This is a genomic window from Natrialba swarupiae (genome assembly GCF_008245225.1).
GTDB classification, from domain to species: domain Archaea; phylum Halobacteriota; class Halobacteria; order Halobacteriales; family Natrialbaceae; genus Natrarchaeobius; species Natrarchaeobius swarupiae.
In genome coordinates, this window is the sequence record NZ_VTAW01000035.1 from 13,920 (window position 1) to 35,323 (window position 21,404).

Annotated in this window: 18 protein-coding genes and 1 tRNA gene; 8 read left to right on the plus strand and 11 right to left on the minus strand. The window is 64.0% G+C overall.

Annotated elements, in window-relative coordinates; all coding sequences use genetic code 11:
* Nucleotides 1-85: 85 nt before the first annotated feature.
* The 3 genes from FYC77_RS17905 (at nt 86) to FYC77_RS17915 (ending at nt 3,904) form a co-directional block, all read left to right on the plus strand.
* Nucleotides 86-2,182 carry an acetate--CoA ligase family protein gene (locus FYC77_RS17905; RefSeq protein WP_149082866.1) on the plus strand — a complete coding sequence of 699 codons (2,097 nt, stop codon included), beginning with the start codon at nt 86-88 and terminating at the stop codon, nt 2,180-2,182.
* Entirely contained in the window at nt 2,179-3,327 is a 1,149-nt protein-coding gene (locus FYC77_RS17910; protein ID WP_149082867.1) for a phosphotransacetylase family protein, read from the plus strand. The genes FYC77_RS17905 and FYC77_RS17910 overlap by 4 nt, the downstream gene beginning before the upstream one ends.
* A 283-nt stretch (nt 3,328-3,610) precedes the next feature.
* A complete protein-coding gene (locus FYC77_RS17915) occupies nt 3,611-3,904 on the plus strand; it encodes a PRC-barrel domain-containing protein (RefSeq protein ID WP_149082868.1) in 294 nt (97 codons plus the stop codon).
* Here FYC77_RS17915 and FYC77_RS17920 read toward each other — a convergent pair.
* Nucleotides 3,901-5,349, minus strand: a complete 1,449-nt coding sequence (locus FYC77_RS17920) for a DHH family phosphoesterase (RefSeq protein ID WP_149082869.1) — start codon at nt 5,347-5,349, stop codon at nt 3,901-3,903. The genes FYC77_RS17915 and FYC77_RS17920 overlap by 4 nt on opposite strands.
* Before the next feature lie 172 nt (nt 5,350-5,521).
* Here FYC77_RS17920 and FYC77_RS17925 point away from each other — a divergent pair.
* From FYC77_RS17925 to FYC77_RS17935, 3 genes are all read left to right on the plus strand, one after another.
* Nucleotides 5,522-5,595, plus strand: a tRNA-Lys gene (locus FYC77_RS17925).
* Nucleotides 5,596-6,135: 540 nt separating this feature from the next.
* Nucleotides 6,136-6,804, plus strand: coding sequence for a helix-turn-helix domain-containing protein (locus FYC77_RS17930; protein WP_149082870.1), 669 nt, complete (start codon nt 6,136-6,138; stop codon nt 6,802-6,804).
* A gap of 460 nt (nt 6,805-7,264) precedes the next feature.
* Nucleotides 7,265-7,777, plus strand: coding sequence for a hypothetical protein (locus tag FYC77_RS17935; RefSeq protein ID WP_149082871.1), 513 nt, complete (start codon nt 7,265-7,267; stop codon nt 7,775-7,777).
* A 120-nt stretch (nt 7,778-7,897) separates the two neighbouring features.
* On the opposite strand, the gene FYC77_RS17940 is transcribed toward FYC77_RS17935, so the two are convergent.
* The 3 genes from FYC77_RS17940 to pyrB all read right to left on the minus strand — a co-directional run bounded on the left by FYC77_RS17940 (nt 7,898) and on the right by pyrB (nt 10,356).
* A complete protein-coding gene (locus FYC77_RS17940; RefSeq protein ID WP_149082872.1) occupies nt 7,898-8,737 on the minus strand; it encodes a hypothetical protein in 840 nt (279 codons plus the stop codon).
* A 232-nt stretch (nt 8,738-8,969) separates the two neighbouring features.
* Complete coding sequence (pyrI, locus tag FYC77_RS17945; RefSeq protein WP_149082873.1) at nt 8,970-9,431, minus strand: aspartate carbamoyltransferase regulatory subunit; 462 nt, start codon at nt 9,429-9,431, stop codon at nt 8,970-8,972.
* Nucleotides 9,424-10,356 carry an aspartate carbamoyltransferase gene (gene pyrB, locus FYC77_RS17950; protein WP_149082874.1) on the minus strand — a complete coding sequence of 311 codons (933 nt, stop codon included), beginning with the start codon at nt 10,354-10,356 and terminating at the stop codon, nt 9,424-9,426. The genes pyrI and pyrB overlap by 8 nt, the downstream gene beginning before the upstream one ends.
* A gap of 121 nt (nt 10,357-10,477) precedes the next feature.
* Here pyrB and FYC77_RS17955 point away from each other — a divergent pair, with 121 nt between their 5' ends.
* On the plus strand, nt 10,478-11,104 hold the full coding sequence (locus tag FYC77_RS17955; RefSeq protein WP_149082875.1) for an RAD55 family ATPase: 627 nt from the start codon (nt 10,478-10,480) through the stop codon (nt 11,102-11,104).
* A 155-nt stretch (nt 11,105-11,259) separates the two neighbouring features.
* Here the strand turns inward: FYC77_RS17955 and FYC77_RS17960 are convergent, their stop codons facing one another.
* From FYC77_RS17960 to FYC77_RS17990, 7 genes are all read right to left on the minus strand, one after another.
* The gene (locus FYC77_RS17960; RefSeq protein ID WP_149082876.1) at nt 11,260-12,348 is read right to left on the minus strand and encodes a glutamate--cysteine ligase; all 1,089 of its coding nucleotides are present in this window, start codon (nt 12,346-12,348) and stop codon (nt 11,260-11,262) included.
* Between the two features lie 285 nt (nt 12,349-12,633).
* The gene (locus tag FYC77_RS17965; RefSeq protein ID WP_149082877.1) at nt 12,634-13,905 is read right to left on the minus strand and encodes an outer membrane protein assembly factor BamB family protein; all 1,272 of its coding nucleotides are present in this window, start codon (nt 13,903-13,905) and stop codon (nt 12,634-12,636) included.
* A gap of 111 nt (nt 13,906-14,016) precedes the next feature.
* Nucleotides 14,017-14,655 (minus strand): fibrillarin-like rRNA/tRNA 2'-O-methyltransferase, encoded by a 639-nt coding sequence (locus tag FYC77_RS17970; protein ID WP_149082878.1) that lies wholly within the window; start codon nt 14,653-14,655, stop codon nt 14,017-14,019.
* Nucleotides 14,648-15,577: an NOP5/NOP56 family protein gene (locus FYC77_RS17975; RefSeq protein ID WP_149082879.1), complete on the minus strand. Its 930-nt coding sequence runs from the start codon at nt 15,575-15,577 to the stop codon at nt 14,648-14,650. Before FYC77_RS17975 ends, FYC77_RS17970 begins: the two co-directional genes overlap by 8 nt.
* Before the next feature lie 132 nt (nt 15,578-15,709).
* On the minus strand, nt 15,710-18,085 hold the full coding sequence (locus FYC77_RS17980; RefSeq protein WP_149082880.1) for an amino acid permease: 2,376 nt from the start codon (nt 18,083-18,085) through the stop codon (nt 15,710-15,712).
* A 173-nt stretch (nt 18,086-18,258) separates the two neighbouring features.
* On the minus strand, nt 18,259-19,386 hold the full coding sequence (locus FYC77_RS17985; protein ID WP_149082881.1) for a DUF63 family protein: 1,128 nt from the start codon (nt 19,384-19,386) through the stop codon (nt 18,259-18,261).
* A 99-nt stretch (nt 19,387-19,485) separates the two neighbouring features.
* Nucleotides 19,486-20,289, minus strand: a complete 804-nt coding sequence (locus FYC77_RS17990) for an inositol monophosphatase family protein (protein WP_149082882.1) — start codon at nt 20,287-20,289, stop codon at nt 19,486-19,488.
* Nucleotides 20,290-20,688: 399 nt separating this feature from the next.
* Here FYC77_RS17990 and FYC77_RS17995 point away from each other — a divergent pair.
* A partial coding sequence (locus FYC77_RS17995) for an ABC transporter substrate-binding protein (protein WP_238387027.1) occupies nt 20,689-21,404 on the plus strand: 716 nt, incomplete at its 3' end.

Below are 21,404 nucleotides of genomic sequence, written 5' to 3' on the forward strand. Positions count from 1 at the left end.
TTGGTGTCTTTGACACCCGTTTTGCGGGCCGTGTCACGGGAACGAGGGGACGGTTTTAATTCGCCCGGGACCGACCGATCGAACGATGGGACGGTTATCCGAACTATTCGAACCCGAGACCGTCGGCGTGATCGGCGCGACCGACCGCGAGGGTGCGGTTGGCCGAGCGATCACGGCGAACTTACACGAGGAGTTCGCGGGCGAGGTCGTCCCGGTCAACCCCTCGCGTGAGGAGGTCCTCGGGCTCGAGTGTTATCCGGACGTGACGAGTGCGCCGCCGATCGATCTGGCCGTCGTCGTCGTTCCCCCGCCGGCCGTCGTCGAAGCGATCCGCGCGGTCGCCGAAGCCGGGACGGAGAACGTCGTCGTGATTACGGCCGGCTTCTCCGAAACCGGAAGCGAGGGCGCAGCCCGCGAACGAGAACTACGTGCGGTCGCCGAGGAGTACGATCTGAACGTCGTCGGGCCGAACAGCCTCGGGGTGATGGCGACCGACGTCGGCATGAACGCGACGTTCGGCCCCGAGAGCGCCCGCCCAGGATCGATTTCGTTCATGAGCCAGTCGGGGGCCTTTATCACCGCCGTCCTCGACTGGGCCAACGAACAGGGGATCGGCTTCCAGGACGTCGTCTCGCTGGGCAACAAGAGCGTCCTCGACGAGACCGACTTCGTCCGCGAGTGGGGCGAGGATCCCGACACGGACGTCATAATCGGCTATCTCGAGGGGATCGACGACGGCGACGAGTTCGTCGAGGTCGCCCGCGAGGTGACAGACGAGACGCCGATCGTCCTCGTCAAGTCCGGCAGAACCGACGCCGGCGCGCAGGCAGCGTCTTCCCACACTGGCGCGATCGCCGGCAGCGAGCGCGCCTACGAGGCGGGCTTAGAGCAGGCGGGCGTTATCCGCGCACACTCCGTCCAGGAGCTGTTCGACTACGCTCGCGCGCTTTCGGGACTCCCCGAACCCGAGACGGACGGCGTCGCCGTCGTCACCAATGCGGGCGGTCCAGGCGTGTTGACGACCGACGCGGTCGGCGACTCGAGACTCGGGATGGCCGACTTCGCGGACGAGACGATCGACGCGCTGTCGGAGGCGATGCCCGAGGAGGCAAACGTCTACAACCCGATCGACGCCATCGGCGACGCTGACGTCGAGCGGTTCGGGGAGGCCCTCGAGATCGCGCTCTCGGACCCGAACGTCGGTAGCGCGGTCGTCGTCAGCGCGCCGACGGCGGTCCTCGAGTACGACAAACTCGCCGAGACGGTCATCGAGAAGCGCGAGGAGTTCGACAAGCCGGTCGTCACCTGCCTGATGGGCGGTGACCGTGCACGCGCCGCCGAGGAGGTGTTACGGGAGTTCGGCATTCCGAACTACTTCGATCCGTCTCGGGCCGTCGCAGGACTCGACGCGCTCGCACGGTATCGCGACGTTCGCGAACGAACTGTCGACGCACCCGAACGGTTCGATGTCGATCGCGAGCGCGCCCGTGAGATCGTCTCTCGGGCGAACGAACGCGAGGACAACCGCCTCGGTATCGAGTCGATGGACCTCCTCGAGGCCTACGGCATTCCGACGCCGGCCGGCGAGATCGTCGACGATCCCGGCCGAGCGAGGGAGGTCGCCGAGTCGATCGAGGGAGACGTCGTCCTCAAGATCGTCAGCCCCGACATCTCCCACAAATCCGATATCGGGGGCGTCAGGGTCGGCGTGAGCGACGAGGACGTCTACGACGCTTACGAGGACGTCGTCGCCCGTGCGCGCAACTACCAGCCCGAGGCGACGATCCTCGGCGTCCAGGTCCAGGAGATGCTCGACCTCGAGGAGTCGACCGAGACGATCGTCGGAATGAATCGCGACCCCCAGTTCGGCCCGCTGTTGTTGTTCGGGCTGGGCGGTATCTTCGTCGAGATTCTCGAGGATACCTCGGTTCGCGTGGCCCCGATCGGCGAATCCGACGCGCGCGAGATGATCGACGAGATCCGGGCGACGCCGCTGTTGCGGGGTGCACGCGGCCGCGAACCGGCGGACGTCGACGCGATCGTCGAGACGATCCAGCGACTCTCACAGCTGGTGACCGACTTCCCGGCGATCCTCGAACTCGACGTCAATCCACTCGTTGCCGGACGCGACGGCGTACAGGCGATCGATCTGCGACTCACCGTGGACACGGAGGAACTATGACTGACACCGACGCGACACCGACGGACGAAAGCGAACGCACCGATAGCCGCGACGATGTCGACGAACCCTTAGTCGACTCGGAAACCGAGACGATTCTCGTCGCTTCGCTCGAGGAGAGCACCGGGAAGACGGCGATTACCCTGGCGCTCGCACGCCTCGCACAGGCCGAGGGCGAGGACGTCGGCTACATGAAGCCGAAAGGCACGCGCCTGCAGAGCAACGTCGGGAAGACCCTCGACGAGGACCCGATGCTCGCACGCGAACTGCTCGATCTCGAGGCAGAGATGCACGACCTCGAACCCGTGGTCTACTCGCCGACGTTCGTCGAGCAGGCGATTCGCGGCCGCGAGGACCCGGCGGAACTCCACGAGCGCGTTCGCGAGGCGTTCGAGGGCCTCGCGGCTGGGAGAGAGCGGATGTTCCTCGAAGGCGGCGGCCAGTACAATGTTGGCGGCATCGTCGACCTGACGGACGCCGACCTCGCTGAATTACTCGACGCGCGCGTCCTAGTGGTCGCCCCGTACGAACGCCCTATGGACGTCGACGATGTTCTTGCCGCAGCCGACGCGTTCGGCGACCGACTCGCGGGCGTCGTCTTCAACGACATCGCCGACGCAGCATACGATCGTCTCGAGACGGACGTCGCCCCCTTCCTCGAGGGGCGAGACGTTCCCGTTCTGGGCGTTCTCCCCAGTGAACGGACGCTTTCGGGTGTCACCGTCGCCGATCTTGCCGACGAACTCGGCGCCTCGATGCTCGTCGAGGAGGGAGCCGACGCATACGTCGAACGGTTCACTGTCGGCGCGATGGGTGCCGACAGCGCGCTCAAACACTTCCGCCGGACGAAAGACGTCGCCGTCATCACCGGCGGCGACAGAGCCGAAATCCACACGGCGGCGCTCGAGGCGTCAGGGGTTCGCTGTCTGATCCTGACCGGCGGTCATCGGCCGTCGGGAGCAGTTGTCGGCCAGGCCACCGAGAAGGGCGTCCCGATCCTCTCGGTGCAGACCGACACGCTGACGACCGTCGAACGCGCCGAAGACGTCGTCCGAAGCGGCCGCACGCGAGACGCGGAGACGGTCGATCGGATGGAAGCACTGTTGGCCGACCACGCGACGGTCGACGCGATTCTCGGAACGGAGTAGTTGCCGTTTGCAGGCGATTTACACCTGACTCGACGACGTCACCTCGAGTACGCACCCGTCGCTCGAAGCCGCGCGTCGCTGAGACTCCTCCCCGCTCGAAGCTACCCGCCGCCCGGCGTCGTCCGCCGCTCGGTGCCTTTCGTCACGCAGAGCACTCCCCACTCGGTGGCGCCCGTTGCCCAGAGCTTCCCGTCACTCGGAGTGTTACTTACCCAACAATTTTTACCCTAGTGACTGTCACGTCTGACCAACAATTAAGAGCCAGCCACGCATGGACCGAGACATGGACGACACTCCACAGGAGATCACCTCTCTCGTCGGACGCGAGGTCTACTCGAACAGCGGCGTCTTCGTCGGCGAAGTCGAGGATCTACAGCTGAACTTAAACGGCGAGGCCGTCGTCGGGCTGGCACTCGGCGACCTAAATCCGGAACTGTTTGCCGAGGAAGCGCGGACCGAACAGGGCGTCATCGTTCCCTACCGCTGGGTGCGCGCCGTCGGTGACGTCATTCTAGTCAACGACGTCGTCGAGCGGGTCCGCGATCCGGACGAGGAACGCGACGAAGTACTCGCTTAACTTCCGTTCGATCCTTCCGTTCCCTCGACGCCCATCGCGTCGAATAAGGTTCGCTTGACCGCCTCCTCGGTCAACTCGAGCAACGTATCACGGGTATCCTCCGAGATTTCGATGCCGGTGAAGATCCCGAGTGGAATCTCGGCGCTGGCTTGCGTCGAGTGGCCGGCAGTCTCTCCCATCTCACCGTAGGCGTCGTCTAAGACTTTGCCGATATTGATCCGGATGTCCTTCGAGCGACCGGCGAGAAAGATCGTCTCGTCGGCGATGCCGAAGACGGCGGTCGTGGTGACGCCCTCTAAGTTCAGCAGGTGGCTGGCCGCCTGCGTCAGCGCCTCGCGGTCGCGGACGAGTCCGGCGTTCGAAACGAGGTGACTCCCCTGGACGTCGCGGTTGGCGATCGCCTCCGCGAGGACGTCCAGCGTCTCGGGAGACATCGACGGCGACTCGACCTGTTCTAAGGTGTCGTGGTTCGCGAACGGATAGAGGTAGGCGGCGGCGGTGAGATCGGCAGGGGTCGTGTCGCGTTTGAAATCCAGCGTCTCCGCGCGGATGCCGTAGAGCAAGGCTGTGGCGACCTCCTCGGAGACGTTCATGTCGAACTCCTGGATGTACTTCGTGACGATCGTCGACGTCGAGGACATGTTGGGTCGGATGTCGACGAACTCCGGTTCGTACTCCATGTCTCCTTCGTGGTGGTCGATGACGGCGTCGACCGAGAGATCCATCTCAGTCGAGGTGGCGTGGTCGACCAGCGCGACGGTGTCGTAGATCGATCGATCCTCGAGTTCGTCCCACTGGAACAGGTCGATTCCGAGCAGGTTGACGAACGCCCGGTTCTCCTGGTGGCCGACGTCACCCAGGTAGATGATGTCCGATTCGATCTCCAGGTGGTCGGCGATCGCCTGGAGCGCCGCCGCGCTCGCGATCGAGTCCGGATCCGGACTATCCTGGGTGACGATCGCGAGTCTGTTCGAGGTCTCTTCTAGCAGCTGGGCCAACTTTCCGGTGTTGTACTCGAGTTCGCCCGACTCGAGTGCACGAAGCGCGGATTCGGCGATCACCGACGACGGGTTGATGACGATGTCGGCACCGAGTTCGGAGAGTTCGTCACCCGAGACGGGGTCGCTCGCGCGGGCGACGACGAACTGATCGGCGTTTTCGTCGCGGATGTGCGAGACGGCTCGTTTGTTCGACTCGACGTCGGAGGCGAGGATCAATACGACGTCCCGGTCGGCAACCATCTCGGCGGCCTCCGGCTCGCGAATGTCAGCAGTACGCGCGTCGAGGTCCTGATCGCGAAGCGATTCGACGCGGCTCTCGTCGCGGTCGACGATGAGCACGTCTTTTCCCTGCTCGACGAGTTCTTCGGCGACGGCGTACCCGACGCTTCCACAGCCAAGAATCGCGTAGTCAGAGATCGACGAAATCGTAACCCCCGTACTCATTACCCATGTGGTCGGACCGACCGCACTTAACGGTCCCGAAGATTGGTACGTCACGAAAAGACCGACGTCGAGTCGGGAGTGGTGCGCCCGCTCGAGGGAACGCGTGCCGTCGGCTCCCACGGCGGAACCCAAGGGAAACGTATTTTACCGCCCGTCGAAAAGTCGGATGTGAGGGCCGGTAGCTCAGTTAGGCAGAGCGTCTGACTCTTAATCAGACGGTCGCGTGTTCAAATCGCGCCCGGCCCGCTTTCCCGTTGCGAACAAATACGTGAGCGACAGGTAACGGAACCGGCGGGATTTGAACGCAGGGAACACGCAGCGCGAACGGAGTGAGCGACCGTGTGACCGTGTGTTCAGATTCCTCCTTCGGCGGGATCTGAACCAGACCGAGGTTCTGCGAGCCGTGCGAGCAGATTCTCGGGTGTGGTTCAAATCGCGCCCGGCTCGTATTCTCGCCGTAGTCCGTAATCGAGCCCGGCCCGCTTTATCACGATTCGACACGGGTGGGTTTCCCGCAACTCACGGACAATTTCGACGCGAATCTGGATCTCGCCCGTCTCCTGTGGCACCGACGCGGTCGTTCCAGTCACACCCGGACTCGTCGCGATGACAGTCGCAGTGGTTGCCGTCACACAGACCCCTGTCCGGCATTGCGACGAACGGTGGCGGCCCGCTCGTTTCGTTCGAGAACGAAAATATCGTTTCAAGCTGACAGTCTCTATCAGCGTCGCTAATCTCTTTGGAAACGGGGTTATTGCCGTCCTTGCTGTATCGTGCATCGTAATTATGACATCGATCGCAGACATCGAGATCCCGGCCGACGGAACCGGATTAGGCGAGCTGTTCGAGACGGTCCCCGCGCTGACGTGTGAGATGGAGCGCGTGATCGCCTCGAGCGGACACGGGTTGTGGCTGTCGGGAGCGGCGCAGCCGGAGATCGAAGACGCGTTGGCGGAGACGTCCGCGATCGGGTCGTACTCGTGTATCACGAGCGAGGAGGAACGACACCTCTACGACATCGAATTCGAACCGGAGACGGTCGATCCGTTCGAGGTCGTTCTCGAGGAGGGTGGGACGGTGTTGAGCGCGTCTGCGTCGAACGGAACGTGGCTGTTGAGCGTTCGCGTGATCGACCGCGAGAGCGTGAGTACGCTGTACGACCGACTCGCGGACGACGGCGTGTCGCCGACGATCGCCCGACTGTTCGCCCTCGCCGAAGAGAGTCGAACCCAGTGTGGACTGACCTCGCGTCAGTACGAGACCCTGGTCGCTGCGATCGATCACGGCTACTTCGAAATTCCGCGAGAGGTCTCGATGCAGGAACTCTCCGACGAACTCGACATCTCCCATCAGGCGCTGTCCGAACGTCTCCGGCGGGCCTACCGAGCACTCGTCACCTCGGAACTCAACGTAACCGAGGAGGAAGCCACTGCACCGCCGCTGCCATCCGACTGAGGCGAACTATCTTCGTTCGTGTCGACGAACCCGTTATCCGTCCGTAGACGTGTCGAGAACCGTTCGTGGATAGCAACAGCGGTCCGAGTGACACTCGGCTCCCCCTGGATCGACCGACGGCGGTATCCCGAGCGTTCCCCGCGGCGATTCACGACCAGCGATGGCTGCTACGGAACGGCGTGTCGATACACCGGTGTGACCCAGGTGAGATTCCAGTCACACCGAAACTGATAGGGAGCATCGTTGTTCAGCGATTCGAAACACGGGACCGAGTGACGTGAACGAGTCGAGGACAACGAAACACGCGGTCGGCGACGAAAATCCCCGTGACGGACAGCAAACTGTCCGAGCGACGCAGGCTTCGATTGCCACGGGGACGTCGATCCCGACCGCGTCGAATCGGCCGCAAGCCTGCGCAAGCACCACCATCATAGTCGTCTTCGTCGTCGGTGATAGCGCAATGTCTCCACAGTTTACCGACGACGACATCGGCAAAACCGTCATCAACGCCAGAGGAAAGGAGGTCGGAATCGTCGCGAACGTCGAACACGGAACGGCACACGTCGAGCCCGATCCAGGGATAGCGGACACGATCAAGGCCAAACTCGGGTGGGGTGGAACCGACGAGGACGCCTATCCACTCCAGGAGGAATCGGTCGCAGAAGTGACTGGGGACGAGGTCCGCCTCGAGACCGATCTGTCCGGATCCGGTGGTGGAGCCGGTACAACCGGTCGGACGTCCGATACGACATCCGCTGGAACGACTGACACCGGTCGCGAATCCGAAATGCATGACGACGAGGGGATGATGGACGATGACGACGACCTCATCGGTGACGACGACGAGGGGATGATGGACGATGACGACGACCTCATCGGTGACGACGACGAGGGGATGATGGACGACGACGACGACGACGACCTCATCGGTGACGACGATGACGACGACCTCGTCGGTGACGACACCCGGTAACGACTGCTGGAGACGACCTCGAGCGGCCGGATCGAACGGCAATTCTCTCGGTTGCCATCGTTCGATCGAATAGCACAACCGCCGTCTCTGGCGGTCGTCGAAGGGGCAGTACGGAACCGATTACGGGTCCGATTCCGTCTCACCGTGAGTGACTCCCTCCCGCTCGTTGGCGCGTTTTCGACGAATCGCGGCGCGGGCGTTGGACGCGTCGTACCCGAAGAGGACGTCCTCGCCGTAGGCCTCCGCGACCTCGAGGGCGTGAATGAGGTCGTCGACGTCGACGTTCACCGCGTACAGTTCGATGCTAAACGGACTGTCGAGTGCGCTCTCGAATCCTCTGGCGATGGTCTCGAGCCAGTAGGTCGTCCCGTAGGCCGTATCGTACAGCGGGACGACGAACTCGTCGACGTACTCGGAGATCGCCTCGAGATCGATCCCGGCCCGCTCGTAGAGGTGACCGGGATAGGGATCGGGGTAGAGTGTGAGGAAGACGCGACCGGGGATTCGATCGGCCGCCTCGGCGACGAACTCGGTAATGACGCTCGCACGCCACTCGAAGCGGTCCTCGTACTCGCTCTCTTCGAACGACCGCTCGCAGATACCACAGTGACAGTACTCCGCCCGCGGGAAGCCAACGTCGTCGAGACGAACGTCCTCGTTCGCATCGACGCAGTCGTCGATTACCTCGAGCAACCCTTCGCGGTAGTCCGTACGCGACGGACAGACGTAATCCCAGTCGAAGTACGACCGATCGCGCGTCGCGGGGCGCCCGAGGTCGTCGACGGGAACGAGCGACGGGTCGGCGTCGGAGGCGGCGTTGTCGCCGAAACAGGAGACCATGTTCACCCCGTCCGCGATCGGTTCGGCGGACCGTCCGGTCACGTCTTTGACTTCGTAGAATCCGCGGTCGAACTCCGGCCATCGGACCTCTTCTTCGTTTCGCGTGACGACGCCGTACATAGCTTGGGGTACGACGCCGCCGCCGTAAGACGTTCGGTTGACTATGCTACTGTACCGGTTCGTACTCGATCTCTTCGACGTCCGACGTGAGGCTCATCGCAACCTTCACGAGAACGGCGATAACGACCAGGGCGACCAGTATCTTGACAATACGGGACATGTACGAACGGACGTAGGACTGGTGACCACTTAGATATTCTGGATAAATCTCTAGAAACGAATACGAGTCGAATTAGGTGTCGATGAGATCTGCAATCGACTCGCGGACGATCGTTCCGCAGTACGAACACCGAACGCCGTCCTCGAGCACCTCGAACCGCGAGGTGACCGGCTCGCCAGCGGCCGTGATACAGTCCGGATTCGGACAAGAGAGGACGTCCTCGACGACGTCCGGGCTGTCGACCCGGTGTTTCTCGACGACGTCGTAGTCGCGGACGATGTTGATCGTGGCGTCGGGCGCGATTAGCGAGAGGACGTCGACTTCGTCCTGGCTGAGCTCGCGGCCTTCGACCTTGACGATGTCCTTGCGCGCCAGCCGATCGGACGGGACGTTTATTCCGACTGAGACCTCCTCGCCCTCCTTGCCGTCGATCCCGAGGATCGCGAGGACGTTGAGCGCCTGCCCGCCGACGACGTGATCGATGACGGTCCCGCTTTTGATCTTGCTCACCCGGAGCTGGTGGTCATCACTCATCGGTCTCCCCTCCGTTCGACAGCAAGAGATCGAGCAACGCCATCCGAACCGGGACCCCGTTGTGTGCCTGTTCGAAGTAGGCCGCGTACTCGGTGTCGTCGATCTCGGGAGCGATTTCGTCGACTCGCGGCAGCGGGTGCATCACCGTCAGGTCGTCGTCGGCCGCCTCGAGCGTCTCGAGGTCGATCTGGTACTCGCCCGCGACCTTCTGGTACTCGTTTTCGTCGGGGAACCGTTCGCGCTGGATTCGGGTAACGTAGAGGACGTCGAGCGACGGCAACACCTCCTCGAGGGATTCGTGCTCGCGGATGCCCGCGCCGTTGCCCGCCTGGTGGAGGTCGTAGACGACCTCGCGGGGCAGACGCAGGCTCTCGGGGCTGACGAAGTGCTGGCGCGCGTCGAAGTTCGTCAGCGCGTGGGCAAGCGAATGAACCGTTCGACCGTATTTCAGGTCGCCCATGATACCGACTGTCAGATCCTCGAGCCCCGCGTTCTCTCGAATCGTATAGAGATCTAGAAGCGTTTGTGTCGGGTGATGACCCGCGCCGTCACCCGCGTTCAACAGCGGGACGTCGACGAACTCGCTGGCCATCGTCGCCGCCCCCTGTTTCGGATGCCGGAGGACGAGCGCGTCCGCGTACCCCTCGATAACGCGAACCGTATCGGCGAGCGTCTCACCTTTCTTGACGCTCGAGGACTCGACAGAACCCATGTCGACGACGTCGCCCCCCAGACGTTTCATCGCGGCTTCGAAGCTCATCTTCGTCCGCGTGCTCGGCTCGAAAAAGAGCAATCCGAGCAACGACCCTGCGTGTCGATCCGCGACGGCGCTGGGATCGGCGTCGATCTCTGCGGCTCGGTCGAGTACGGTCTCGACGTCCGCCCGCGAGAGTTGTTTGCTCGTGATGAGGTGATCGTGGCGCATTCGTTCGTGTACGCTCTTGCGGGCACCTTCAATCCAACCATTCGGTTCGCTCGCAGTTCCTTTTGGCCCGAAAACAAAGGCAAAGAATTATGCGGCCACTGTCTCAAATGGACACAATCGAATGGAAGGGCGGCTCGAGACCGGAATCGACGTACTGGACCGGAAACTAGGTGGGGGGTTGCCACCGGGGTGTGTCGTCGCCTACACTGCAAGCCCCGCCAGCCAATCCGAGCTGTTACTGTACGAACTGACGGCAGCTCGGGGAACGCTATACCTGACTACGGAGCGCTCCGAGTCGGCTATCGAACAGGCGATCGACAACTCGCCATCGTCGGTCGGGAACCCGACGATCAGACACATTACCTCGGACGATCCACTCGAGGAGGCGACGCAGTTCGTCAACGCGCTCCCCGACGGCGCGAACCTCATCGTCGACACGATGGACGTCTTAGAGCGCAGCGACGCCGGCGAGTACATCACGTTCCTCAACGAGCTGAAAGACCGGATGCTCGAGACCGACAGCATCGCGGTCTTACATTGTCTCTCTGGGGAGAGCGTACCCGAGAATCGTGCCCGGACGAACCACGCCGTCGACGCAGTGTTCGACCTGCGAACCCAGATTGCCGGCACCGAACTCGAAAATCACCTCACGATACCGAAGTTCCGCCACGGAAATCAGCCGACCGACACGATCAAACTCGAACTGACCGAGGAGGTCGCGATCGACACCAGCCGGGATATCGCTTAGAATCGGAGGCGATACCACCACCCGAGCCGACACCAACGTGTGTTGGCACCACCGATATTATCGCCGAGCCGCTACCACTATCTACGGCAGGGCACCACATCATCACCTGCGCCATACACGCACGGACACCCTGCCGGCGTACCCCCCTTCTGACGTCACTCGACGCCGAGCAACAGCGAATTACACAGCGCGTCGGCCCCCTCGTCCTCGAGCAGTCGTCGCTGTCGCCGAGCACCGCTGTCGCGCTCGTAGACCTGCTTGATCCCGTCGATCCCGAGTCGCTTACACTCGCGGTCGACGACCTCCCCGAGGTCGACCGTTCCCTCGAGGTCGCGGTCGATGAACGAGGCGTCGTGTCCGTGGCGAATCGCGCGCCACTTGTTCTCGTCTATGAGTTCACGCCGGTGGTCCGACGCCATCCCACTCGCACCGTCCTCGTACTCCTCGGCCAGCGTACAGACCAGCGCGTGGGCGTACTCGACGAACGCGAGGACGATCTCCGGGTCGGCCTGTCCGTCGGGCGTCCGGAGTTCGACCGTTCCGTGGGCCGTGTGCGGCCGAACGTCGTACCAGAGTTCACCCCGGTCGCTGATCGAGTCGGTCTCGAGCATCCGCCGCTCGAAGCGGTCGAACGCCTCGAAGTCCTCGAAGTACGTCGGCATCCCCGTGTTCGGGAGCGCCTCGAAGATCTTGGCACGGGCCGACTGTAATCCAGTGTCGAACCCGTTCCAGTACGGTGAGTTCGCCGAGAGCGCGAGCATGATCGGCACGTACCACCGGAGTTCGTTGGCGATCCAGACCGCTTTGTCGGCGTCGTCGACGCCTACGTGGACGTGGACGCCAGCCGTCGTGTTCCGGTGTTGTGGGTACTGAATTCGGTCGAGTTGTGACCGATACCGGGGTTTTTCGGCGTGCTCGAGGTCGCGCCACTTCGCCATCGGGTGGAGACCGGCCGCCGCGATCCGGTAGTCGTGAGCGCGTGCGTGGTCGTCGAGTGCCCGGCGAACCTCGAGAAGCGAGTCGCGAGCGTCCGCGGGGTCTTCGATCAGGGGCGTTTGGGTCTCGATCACACACTTGAACAGTTCGTGATCGAGTCGCTCTCGCAGGATCTCCGGCGGGTCGTGTTCGTAGACGAGTTCGTCTGTCCCACTCGTCGGCCGGCCCTGCTCGTCGACGACGAAACACTCCTCTTCGATCCCCAGCGTGCCCATACGCGTAAACGATTCCGGCGACCCGCGTTCCATCGTCCCCAGTTTTCGGCCGCGACAGTAAATACGGTTTGGAGTCGGCACGCTGTGAGCGCGTGACCATCGAAGAGCACCCTCCCATGTGGTCCGTGCTGGGACGACCGTCGTCGGCCCATCAATCGGCTTCGAGTTCGATCACTCGACTTCGTCGTGGCTCGCGTTCGTTCACTTTCGGAACCCTTCTCTGGGTGCGCCGGGGCTGACGGACAGCAGAGCGTATGACTGCCGGTCGGTCGGCCCGCCAGTGTGCGATCGGCCGGAATAGACGCATCGCACTCCGTCTCAGACGTCCTCGAGCGCGTAGAGGGTTCCGTCCGTGCTCCCGACGTAGACGACGCCGTCGACGACTGCGGGGGAACTGGCCACCCCGCCGTCGGTCGAGAACCGCCATCGAATCTCGCCGTCTCGAGCCGAGAGGCCGTAGACGTAGCTGTCCTCGTTGCCGACGTAGATCGTGTCGCCGACGATGGCGGGGCTCGATCGTACCTGACCGAACCCGCTTGCAGACCAGTAGAACGCCTCCGGGTTGCCCGGTTCGTCCTCCGACTCGTCCTCGTCGTCCGCTTGTTCGGCGTCGGCCGAGAGCGCATAGAGGTTGGTATCGAAGCTCCCGACGTAGACGACGCCGTCGACGACTGCGGGACTCGAGACGACCGATCCCTCCGTCAGAAACGTCCAGCGAACGTCGCCAGAGTCCGCGTCGATCGCGTAGACGGTGTCGTCGTTGCTCCCGACGTAGACGACGCCGTCCGCGACCGTCGGCCGACTCTGAATCATGTCGCCGGTCGCGACCTCCCAGCGCGCCTCGACTGCCCCATCGTCGTCCCCATCTTCGTCGCCGCCCTCGGCCTCGAGGTCTTCGACGTCGACTGCGTACACCGACTGATCGCCGCTGGCGACGTAGACAGTCCCGTCCGCGACGGCGGGTGCCCGCTGGACGGAACCGCCGGTCTCGAACGTCCCGCGCTCCGTGCCGTCGTCGGCAGAGACCGCATAGAGGCTGTTGTCGGAACTCCCGACGTAGACGACGCCGTCGACGACCGTCGGACTCCCCGGAACCATCCCCTCGGTCTCGAAGCGCCAGCGCTCCTCGCCGTCGTCGACGGAGAGCGCGTAGAGATGTCCGTCCTGACTGCCGACGTAGACGACGCCGTCGACGACCGCCGGCGAACTCGGAACCGCGTCGCCGGTCTCGAAGCGCCAGCGCTCCTCGCCGTCGTCGGCAGCGACCGCGTAGACGGTTCCGTCCTGATTACCGACGTAGACGACGCCGTCGACGACCGCCGGACTGCTGTACACCGTCTCGCCGGTCGAAAACGTCCAGCGGGCGTCGACGTCCTCCGTCGGTCCCTGCCCGGGCGCGTGGCCCGTGTTCCTGGCGTCGAACTGGAACGTCGGCCAGTCCGCACGCTCGTCCGGGTCGCCCGCGGCCACGTCGACCTCCGTGTCGGTCGGTCCATCATCGTCCGAGCCGCCGAGACAGCCGGCGAGACCCGCGAGACAGGCCGCCGCGCCAGCGCGAAGGACTCCGCGTCGGTCACGTACACGTCTCATTTCGGATACAGAACTATCGGAAAGGGAGCCATATAGGCTTCCCGTAATCGCGCCCACCGTTCGTCGCCACGCCGTCGCCACACTACGTACCGACCGACGCCGCGTTCGTCGTTACCGTGGCCGGGCGACGACGCCGAGGTGATCGTCGTGGTAGGCGTCGAGTCGGCACCGCTCGAATATCTCGTATCCCTCCTCGAGATCCGTACACACCTCCTCGAAGACGTCCGATGGCTCGCGGGTGACGTCCTCGCTTCGGGCCTTCACGGCGAGCAGGAGCCGCCCGTCGTCGGCGAGAAACTGTCGATTCTCGAGGGCGACCCGCGCCTGGCCGCGCGTCGCGACGTCCTGGACGATGGCGTCGACGTCGGACTCGACGACGTGGGCGTACGTCTCCGGTTTCCGGGCGTCCGCGAGGAGAGGAAAGAGCCGGGGGCGGGAGGCCGCGGTCTCGAGCAGGTCTCTGGCCGGTCGCGGGGCGAATTCCACGGCGTAGGTCGGCCCGGCGAAGTCCGCGACGTGGCTCACCGTCGTTCCGCTGGCCGCACCGAGATAGAGCACCGTCTCCCCACCCTCGAGGCCGGTCTCCATCTCGAGTTCGAACATTGCACCGAGTTTCGATCGATCGGGGGCCCAGGCTCGCCACTCGCCGTCGGTCGGCTCGCCGTAGACCGGTTCGCCGCGGGTCGCCAGCCGTTCGGTCCCGTCGATCGTCCGGCGTTGGACACCTGTCGGAAGCAGACCGTTACTCATTCGTGCCTCCGTTCTCGTCGTCCCGATCGCCGTCGACAGCCGGTTCACCGTCATCGTCACCGTTCCCGATATCAGCGTCGCTGGTGCGCGCCTGAATCGTCTCGATGCGTTCGGCGAGTTCCGCCTCGAGTTCCGGTTTGCGTTCGCCGGAGTAGTGATCGACGCGGGCAGCGATTGCGAGCTTTCCCGCGAGCGCACGCGCCGCCGATCCGCGATGGTCGGGATGGGTGCCCCGGACCGCGTCGTGGACGTAGATGATCCCGTGTTTCGGCGACGGAGCGTGTCCGCGCAGGTGGGCGAACAGGGCATCCTCAGCGCCGAGTACCTGGATCGTTCCGCTGGGTTTCTTCGCTAAGCTCTCGAGGCCGCCAGCGAGCGAGACGAGTCGGGCCGCAAGGATCGGCCCCGCGAGCGCAGAGAGGTTCGGCGCGACCGTCGGCGCTCGTCGCTCGACGAACTCTCGGAGGTCGTCGGCCTCGTCGCCGAGGTCGGCGACACGTTCGGCGAGCGATCGGATCGCGGGCTCGCCTGCCACCGCCTCGCGGTCCTCGCTCGCCAGTTCGCGGGCGTACTCGAGGCCGGTTCCAGCGTCGGGGTCGACGGTGCCTGCCCACTCGGCGAGGCGTTCGGCGAGTTCGTTCGCCGTCCGTTCGCAGTCGTCCATCGCTCGAATCGCGTGGACCAGCTGGCGGTCGTCCGCCCGCTCGCGGGACTCGATCGCCGACCGCGCCGCCGCGGTCGTCGCCTCCTTCAGCGCGTCGTAGTAGCTCTCGCGATCCGCGGTAAATCCGGACTCGACGGCGAGGGCCGGCCAGTCCCGAGACACCTCACTCGAGCCGTCCCGGACCGCCGCGGCGGCCGACTCGAGATCGCTGGCGTCGACCCCGGAGAACCATCCGGCGTCGGGGGCGCTGTCGTTCATACCACGTCGTAGCCGCCGCCGTCGTATATGCGTTCCCGAAACGCGCTCCCGGTGTCCGCTCGAGATGGGTTCGACGGCCACGCGTTCGGGCGAACGAACGGAAAACGGTGCGTGTGGCCCGCTGGAGGACAGTTATTTCCCGAACAACCGTTCCCTGAGCGACCGGGAACTCGGGCGCTCTGCGAGCACCACCGAACAGTCGACCTCGGTGACGACGTCGTAGGCGACGGAACCACGGATCAGACGTGAGAGGAGTCCGCGTCCGGTCGCTCCGAGAACGATCAGCGAGTGGTCGCGAGCCGCCGTCGCGATCGCGTCTTCGACGTTGCCGGAGGTATCGACCCTGCTCGCCGCGTCTTCGAGACCGTGGTCGGCCGCCCACTCCTCGAGGAACGCTTCGCCGTCGGCCAGGCCGTCCGGGTCGTCGACGACGTGCAACAGCGTGATTTCGGCACCGATTCGCTCGCGGAGATAGCGAGCGATTTCGGCGCTCAACTCGGAGTCCGGACCGCCGGCGGTCGGCACCAGCACCCGGTCGAGACCCGTGCCGCGGTCGTCGAAGACGAGGAAGTCACACGGGAGGTCGTCCGTGAGTTCGTCGAGCGGGCGCTCCGCCCGCCCAGCGGACCACGGCCGACCGGACCCCCATCCCATCACGACCGTGTCCGCTTGCTCGCGTCGGGCGACGTCGAACACCTCCTCGAGCGAGCGGTGGGAGACGACGGTCCGGACGTCGACCGGCACGTCGAGTGTCTCCGTGCTCTCTCGAACCTGGGCCATCAACTGCTGTGACTCTTCGTCGATTCGCTTGACGTGTTCGGAACCTTCCTCGAGTGGCGTCTGGTCGGGCACCTGGACGACGTGGACGGCCTGGACGACGCCGTCGTTGGCTTTGGCGACGATACTCGCCAACTCGAGCAGGTTCGACTCGGTTCGGGGATTCGACACCGGAACGACGACGGTGTACTCGTCGTCCGACGGCTGGACGGCGCTCGCCGCGGTCACCGCCGCATCCGGCATCTCGGCGGATCGATCCAGGATGTACGCCCCGAGCAGCCCCTCGAGACTGGTCTTCGTTCGCGCGTAGCCGAAGTACCAGACGATCGCGAAGACGACGAACACCATGCTGATCAGCGTCGCGATCGGGTCCATGAAGCCGATCAACGCGAGCGAGAGGACGAAGCCGGCGATCGGCAAGAACGGATAGAACGGCACCTCGAAGTCGGGATCGTACTCCGGGGGGTTCGTCTCACGGAAGACGACCAGCGAGGCGTTGATCAACGCGTAGACGACGAGGTGAAGGACGCTCGCCGCACTCGAGAGGATCTCGACGGTCTCGCCGAGACCGATAATGAAGACGATGATCAGGAAGCCGGTGACGGCGATCGATCGGTACGGCGTCGCGAACCTCGGATGGATCTCGTTGAGTTTGTCGGAGACGATCTTGTCCCGGCCCATCGCGAAGTTGATCCGTGCGGAGGCGAGAATCGACGCGTTCGCACTCGAGGCCGTCGCGAGCAACGCTGCGAGGGTGATCGAGGTGACGCCGACCCCCAGAAGCGGGATCTCGAAGCCGGCGACGGGAAGCTGGTAGTCGAAGACGACCTCGGCCGCGTAGGACATCGGCGCGTTCTCGACCGTCTCGAGGAAGAACTCCTCGTGGGGAATTAGCCCCATCAAGAGCCCGACGAGAATCGTGTAGATGACCATCACGATTCCGACGCTGCCGATGATGGCGATCGGAAGGTTTCGACCGGGGTTTTTGAGTTCCTCACCGACGGTCGCGATCTTCGCGTAGCCGAGATAGGAGACGAAGACGAGTGCGGCACCGGGGAGGATCGCCGCCGTTCCTTCGGGGGTGTAGCTGCCGTCGACGGTGACCGTTCCCCAGTCGAACGAGAAGAAGCCGACGATGGCGAAGATCGTGAGAAGACCGAGCAGGATGGTGACGATGGCGGTCTGAATGCCGCCGGTTTCCTTTGCGCCCATGTAGTTGACGCCGACGAAGATGGTCCCTGCAATGATCGCCCCGATCTGGATTTCGTTCAGCGTGAGACCGATCTCGATCGTCCCGATGGCGACCGTGCCCAGGTCGACCGCCGGCAGGAGCGTGAACGTCCCGAGGAGGGGGATCGAAACCGTCGTTCCGTCGAGCAAGTCGGCGAGATAGCCGCCAAAGCCAATGCAGTAAAAGGCGCTCGCGAAGGCGAGGCCGATCCAGTCGCCCATCCCCGAGATCGAGCCAGCCAGTGGTCCGAGCGCGCGATTGATGTAGTAGTAAGCTCCGCCGGCTTTCGGCATCGCGGTCCCGAGTTCGCTCACCGAGAACGCGTTCACCATCGCGATACAGCCACCGATGATAAACGAGATGACGACCGCGGGCCCCGCCTCCTGTGCGGCGACGCCTGGTAAAACGAAGATGCCGGCGCCAACCATCGTCCCGATTCCGATCGCCAGCGCCGAAACGAGCCCGAGGTCCTTGGCGAGTTCTTCTTCGGTTTCAGCCATAATCCCCTCCGTCAATTAGTGGAAGAGAAGATAAACCAGATCTCATTTTCGTATTCATAGTTGTACTCTCGTCGACGGTACAGTAACCCACGTCGGACACACCTCTTAAATTATTTGTTCGCGGTTGATGTCTCGTTTATAGTTCTCTCCCACGCGTCGATTGTGGGACGTCACTAGACGCCGAACGTCGCACGGAGCATGTCTCGAGTGCCCGGGCCGAGTCCCACCGCGACGACGGTGATCATCAACAGGACGGCGTAGCGGGGACTCTCCTCGAACACCTCCTCGTTGAACACCCAGATGACGGCGACGGCGGCTGCGAGTTTGACCAGCAAGAACGGCCAGGCCGCGCCGGTGACGTCGACGACGCTCGCAGGGAGCATCGATCCAGTGACGTTGACGATCGCCTCGTTGACCGGATGTTTCGGCACCAGATTCCGACTGTGGCCGAACGCCACCGCCCAGTCGAGACCGATCACGTTCGCGACGCCGTCGACGGCGTGTGCCCAGATGACGACGAACCCCATGAACATGGTCCCGCTGTTGATCTGGGGTGCGAGCCGACCGATCGCGAACCAGACGACGACTGTCGCGGCGGTCGCACCGACGAGCGTCGTCGTCAGTAACAGCGGGTAAAAGGTCGCATACGGTTCCGTCGCCGCGAGCCATCCCAGGTAGCCGACGGTGGCCGCGAGCAACACCGTTCCGATTCCGGCGAGCGGATACTCGTAGCCCGAGACGTGGCCGTTGCGATCCAGCCAGACCGAGGCGACGACGGCCACGAACGTGACGAGAAAGACGGTGAAGTAGATCAGCGGACTGATCAAAAACCCTGACCACGGCAGTTCGATCGCGAGTTCGCCGGTGTCGCGGTAGGCGGCGACGTTCGCGTCCTCGACGACTCGCAGGGCACCGCCGAAGAGCATGAACGGGAACAGCGCGTAAAAGCCCGCCCGGTAGCGCTCGATGTTCAGCCGCCTGACGAGCAGGACGATCCCAGCCAAAAACAGGATCAGCGTCGGGATGTAGCCGGCATAGGAAACGAACGTGTAGCCGGGCGAGGCGGTCGGTCCGTCGTCGGGCCCGGCTTCGTCGATGTGGACCTGCTCGCCGCCGGCCCAGGCAACTTCCCTCCAGCCGTGGGCGTCGGCGACGACTGGACCCCAGTAATACTGCCAGATGAGATCGACGTACACCCGCTGTGGAAAGGCGATCGCAGCGAGGGTAACGATCGCCGCGAGGAGGGCGACGGTCACGGCCCACACACGGGCCGGCCCGTAGCGCTCGATGAACTCGTTCATATCCGATATCCGTGGCGGTGGGCGCTTACCGTTTCCGGTTTTCGCGTTTCCTGCAGTCGTCCACTCTGTCCGCTCGCTAACCCACGAATCGGTTCGCTATCACCCGGTAATCTGTCGAGCAGCCTCGAGTAACTCGTCGTGAATCCCGCCGTTCGACGCGACCAGCCCCTCGCTGTCGTGTCTCCACCGCTCGCCCTTGAGGTCGGTGACGACTCCACCCGCCTCGCGGACGAGGGCGACGCCGGCGACCGTATCCCAGGGGTTCGCCTGCAGGTTCGTCACGACGCCCTCGAGGGACCCCGAAGCGACCATCCCGAGCTCGAGTTGGGCACAGCCGTGGCGTCGGATGTCGCCAAAGCGCGTGACCAGGGCTTCGGCCGCCGCCGCGTACTGATCTCGCTGGTGGTAGTCCCACCAGAACGTGGGACAGACGGTCGACGCCTCCGGGTCCGTTCGATCGCTGACCGAGAGCGAATCACCGTTCAGAAACGGACCGCCGGGTCCGACCCGGTACGTATCGGCTAGCGCCGGACAGACCGTCGCCGCACCGACCGGTTCGCCGTCGACGACCGCGGCGACCGCAGTACCGAACGCGCGGCTGCCGGCCACGTAGTTGTTCGTACCGTCGATCGGGTCGACGATCCAGGCGGGGCCCTCCTCGGGCACCCGCTTCAGGGCGTCGTTTTCCTCGCCGACGATCGGATCGTCCGGAAACGTCTCGCGGACGACGTCGACGACCGCCACCTGGGCGTCCTTGTCGGCCTGGGTCACGACGTCCGTCTTCCCGTCTTTGAACTCGACCTCGAGGTCGGCCCGAAACGACTCCGCCGCGATCTCCGCACCTGCGTTCGCCGCTCGCAGAGCCACCTCGGCCCGCCGATCCGTAGACTCGCGTTCGCTCATTGACTCCCGTCCGCGCTCCGGGGTGAAAAGCTGTCGGATCTTCGACGAACGTCGGCTCGAGTGGAGAGTTTGGCCACCCAACGACCGATAGAGGGGATTTCCTTCAAAAACACGCGGAAGTTCGGCCGACACTCGAGTCTTGATGGGCGACCGAAGCGCCGAAACGCGGTATCGTAACCGGCGAGGCCGATCCGGCTGGAGCCGAGACGGGGTTCGGAGTCGCATTCCCGAGGCTGCGTGTTCCAGTCGGACGTGACCGAGGCGTCGGACCGATGCTGACGGCGAAACGGAGTGCCATCACCTCGAGTATTCCCCGCCTGCTCTGGTCGGTGAGTGTACGAGCTCCAAGCAGGATTGAGTTAGTCACATATTTGTTGTAGAGAGGCCAGCGTTCAATCGATGCAACGTACGTTCGACGTGAGACAGCTACTCACAGTTGTGGTGGGGGCGATCCTCATCTGTTCACTCTTTGCGCCGGCAATCGTTGGCGGCGCGATAGCAGATACCGGCCAGGAGACGACGAGCGAGTCGGTTACTGGCATGGACGCCGACCTGGAGTGTGAGTTCCCGCTCGAGCGAACGGACGCCCGCGGGGAGACGATCACACTCGAGGAGGAACCCGATCGAATCGTGACGCTGTATCCGGGTGACGCCCAGTTGGCGTTCCAGGTCGGGATCGAGGATCGAGTCGTCGGAATGCCGATCGGGCAGTATACCGACTCCCTCGAGACCGACGGTCAGACGGACATCAGTCGCGACGACGGCGTCACACCGGAGGTCGAGACCATCGTCGACCTCGATCCGGATTTCGTCCTCGCTGCGAACATCGCGCTCTTCGAGGAGGATCTGGTGGCCCAGATCGAGGAGGCTGGGATCCCCGTCTACGTTCTCGACGAGGCGAACTCGATCGAGGACGTCGAAGAGAACGTCGCCGCCACGGGCGAACTCTCCGGTGAGTGTGAGCGAGCGCAACTACGGAGCGAGTGGATGACCGACCGCCTCTCGATCCTCGAGGACGCCGTCGACGACGAGGACGAGCCGCTGGCGTACTACCCCACCGGCGACGGGTTTACGCCCGGTACCGATACCTTCCAGCACGACGTCCTCGAGGCCAG

What these genes read in the sequence shown, in the direction of transcription:
- pyrB (WP_149082874.1), bottom strand. Translation starts at nt 10,356, where the DNA reads ATGCGCCACGATCACCTCATCACGAGCAAACAACTCTCGCGGGCGGAC.
- FYC77_RS17965 (WP_149082877.1), bottom strand. Translation starts at nt 13,905, where the DNA reads ATGAGACGTGTACGTGACCGACGCGGAGTCCTTCGCGCTGGCGCGGCG.
- FYC77_RS17985 (WP_149082881.1), bottom strand. Translation starts at nt 19,386, where the DNA reads ATGAACGAGTTCATCGAGCGCTACGGGCCGGCCCGTGTGTGGGCCGTG.
- FYC77_RS17970 (WP_149082878.1), bottom strand. Translation starts at nt 14,655, where the DNA reads ATGAGTAACGGTCTGCTTCCGACAGGTGTCCAACGCCGGACGATCGAC.
- FYC77_RS17960 (WP_149082876.1), bottom strand. Translation starts at nt 12,348, where the DNA reads ATGGAACGCGGGTCGCCGGAATCGTTTACGCGTATGGGCACGCTGGGG.
- FYC77_RS17940 (WP_149082872.1), bottom strand. Translation starts at nt 8,737, where the DNA reads ATGTACGGCGTCGTCACGCGAAACGAAGAAGAGGTCCGATGGCCGGAG.
- FYC77_RS17955 (WP_149082875.1), top strand. Translation starts at nt 10,478, where the DNA reads ATGGAAGGGCGGCTCGAGACCGGAATCGACGTACTGGACCGGAAACTA.
- FYC77_RS17915 (WP_149082868.1), top strand. Translation starts at nt 3,611, where the DNA reads ATGGACGACACTCCACAGGAGATCACCTCTCTCGTCGGACGCGAGGTC.
- FYC77_RS17930 (WP_149082870.1), top strand. Translation starts at nt 6,136, where the DNA reads ATGACATCGATCGCAGACATCGAGATCCCGGCCGACGGAACCGGATTA.
- FYC77_RS17975 (WP_149082879.1), bottom strand. Translation starts at nt 15,577, where the DNA reads ATGAACGACAGCGCCCCCGACGCCGGATGGTTCTCCGGGGTCGACGCC.
- FYC77_RS17910 (WP_149082867.1), top strand. Translation starts at nt 2,179, where the DNA reads ATGACTGACACCGACGCGACACCGACGGACGAAAGCGAACGCACCGAT.
- FYC77_RS17905 (WP_149082866.1), top strand. Translation starts at nt 86, where the DNA reads ATGGGACGGTTATCCGAACTATTCGAACCCGAGACCGTCGGCGTGATC.
- FYC77_RS17990 (WP_149082882.1), bottom strand. Translation starts at nt 20,289, where the DNA reads ATGAGCGAACGCGAGTCTACGGATCGGCGGGCCGAGGTGGCTCTGCGA.
- FYC77_RS17920 (WP_149082869.1), bottom strand. Translation starts at nt 5,349, where the DNA reads ATGAGTACGGGGGTTACGATTTCGTCGATCTCTGACTACGCGATTCTT.
- pyrI (WP_149082873.1), bottom strand. Translation starts at nt 9,431, where the DNA reads ATGAGTGATGACCACCAGCTCCGGGTGAGCAAGATCAAAAGCGGGACC.
- FYC77_RS17980 (WP_149082880.1), bottom strand. Translation starts at nt 18,085, where the DNA reads ATGGCTGAAACCGAAGAAGAACTCGCCAAGGACCTCGGGCTCGTTTCG.
- FYC77_RS17935 (WP_149082871.1), top strand. Translation starts at nt 7,265, where the DNA reads ATGTCTCCACAGTTTACCGACGACGACATCGGCAAAACCGTCATCAAC.